Source organism: Mycobacterium sp. 1245805.9 (assembly GCF_001672915.1).
Classification (GTDB): Bacteria; Actinomycetota; Actinomycetes; order Mycobacteriales; family Mycobacteriaceae; genus Mycobacterium.
The window spans coordinates 1-2,010 of record NZ_LZKR01000022.1 but is presented as its reverse complement, the minus strand read 5'-3'; the positions used below and the strand labels follow the sequence as shown (position 1 = coordinate 2,010).

3 protein-coding genes are annotated in these 2,010 nt (G+C 71.2%); 2 read left to right on the top strand and 1 reads right to left on the bottom strand.

Features of this window, described 5'->3' with window-relative positions; translation table 11 throughout:
- A partial coding sequence (locus A9X00_RS03470; RefSeq protein WP_197515040.1) for a DNA polymerase IV occupies positions 1 to 887 on the bottom strand: 887 nt, incomplete at its 3' end.
- Positions 888 to 936: 49 nt separating this feature from the next.
- Between A9X00_RS03470 and A9X00_RS03465 the strand changes: the two genes are divergently transcribed.
- On the top strand, positions 937 to 1,503 hold the full coding sequence (locus tag A9X00_RS03465) for a class I SAM-dependent methyltransferase (RefSeq protein ID WP_067149260.1): 567 nt from the start codon (positions 937 to 939) through the stop codon (positions 1,501 to 1,503).
- Positions 1,504 to 1,608: 105 nt separating this feature from the next.
- A partial coding sequence (locus tag A9X00_RS30480) for a hypothetical protein (RefSeq protein WP_156771913.1) occupies positions 1,609 to 2,010 on the top strand: 402 nt, incomplete at its 3' end.

The window sequence follows — 2,010 nt, the reverse complement described above, 5'->3', positions numbered from 1 at the left end:
GTCAGCGTGCTCATGTCGGACTTCTTCAGCTTCACGGTGACGGTGCGCGCGCCGCGGCCGTCGCGCAGCAGGCGCTGGTGGGCGTGCTCGGCGATGGGGTCGATCGCTTCCCGCAGCTGCTCGAGGCTGGTGAGGTCGGCGGCGAAGGTGGACTCGGCGCTGATCTGCTTGGCCACCGCACGCTCGGCGACCGGGCGGTCGTCGACGCCGCGGGCCAGGCGGTGCAGCGCCGGCCCGACCGTCGCGCCCAGGATGTTGGCCACCTCGGCGGCGGTCAGCGCGGCCAGCTGCCCGATGGTCTCGATGCCGAGTCGATTCAGCTTCTCCTCGGCGACCGGGCCGATCCCCCACAGCCGCCGTACCGGCAACCCGCCCAGCAGCGCCTGCTCCTCGGCGCGCCGGACCACCCGCACGCCGTCGGGTTTGGCCAGTCCGGACGCGATCTTGGCGATCTGCTTGCCCGAGCCCGCGCCGACCGACGCGACCAGGCCGGTCTCGTCGCGGATGCTCCGCCGCAACTCCTCGCAGAAGGCCTCGACGTCCTCGGCGGCGATGTCGGCGAGCTGCGGCGGCTCCCCGAAACCCTCGTCGACGGACAGCTGCTCGACGACGGGCACCAGCCGGCGCACGGTGTCGAAGACCCGGCGGCTGGCCACCCCGTACACCACGCCGCGCGGCGGCAGCACCACGGCGGTCACGCCGATCAGCCGGCGTGCCTGATGCATCGGCATGGCCGACCGCGCGCCGAATACGCGGGCCTCGTAGCTGGCCCCGGCCACGACGCCCCGCCCGCCCAGGCCGCCGACCAGCACCGGCCGCCCCCGCAGGGTCGGTCGGGTGAGTTGTTCGACGGAGGCGAAAAACGCGTCCATGTCCAGGTGCAGCACCCACCGGGACTCCACAACTGCAAATGCTATTGGGATAACGTCTTTGGGTATGGCAATGAACCTCGCACACCGACGGATTTGCAGCTCGGACCGCTGGGCCAAGCAGGTGGAGGACGAGCTGCTGCCATGGGCGCTGGCCGGTGTCGAGCTGGGCGACAACACCCTCGAGATCGGACCCGGTTACGGCGCGATTCTGCGGGTGCTGGTCGACAAGACGCCGAACCTGACCTCGGTGGAGATCGACGCCCCGATGGCGCAGCGGCTGCAGCGCCTCTATGGCGATCGCGCTCGCATCATCAACGCCGACGGCACCGATACCGGGTTGCCGGACAACGAGTTCAGCTCGGTGGTGTCGTTCACGATGCTGCATCACGTCCCGACCGCCGAGCTGCAGGACCGGCTGTTCGCCGAGGCGTTTCGGGTGCTACGACCGGGCGGCGTCTTCGCCGGCAGCGACAGCGTGACGTCCCTGCGGTTCCGCCTCTTGCACTTCCGCGACACCTGCAACACGGTCTCCCCGGAAACCTTGCCGGATCGCTTGCGCGCGGCTGGTTTTCGCGAGGTTGAGGTCGAGGTTCGCGGCGGCAGGCAGCGCTGGCGGGCGGTCAAGCCCTAGCCGCGAAAGTGCAACTGCCGACCGCCCCTCTCGGGAAACGTGTCGGCAGTTGCACTTTCGCGGTTCGAGCGGGGTCGCTCACTTCTTCCCGGGAATCACCTGCGGGTGAATCGGCTGCTGCTGGACCGGCTGCGGGTGGACCGGCTGCTGCTGAATCGGCTGCGGGTGGATCGGTTGCTGCTGGACGGGATGCGGTTGGCAGGCCAGGCACTCGATCGGTCCGTGACCGCCGCCCTGCTGCTTGCCACCGCCCGGCTGCTGGCCGCCACCCTGCTGCTGGCCACCGCCCTGCTGCTGGCCGCCGCCCTGCTGCTGGCCGCCGCCCTGCTGCTGGCCGCCGCCATTCGGGTGATCGCCATCATGGTCCGACGGGACGGGCACGGGGATGGGCACCGGCACGATGACCGGCGGGACGTTCACCGTCACGTTCGGTGCGGGCGGCGGAACGCCGGGGTCGGCCGGCGGGGGGCCGGGGTCGGCGGGGGGTGCAACGACGACCGGCGCGGG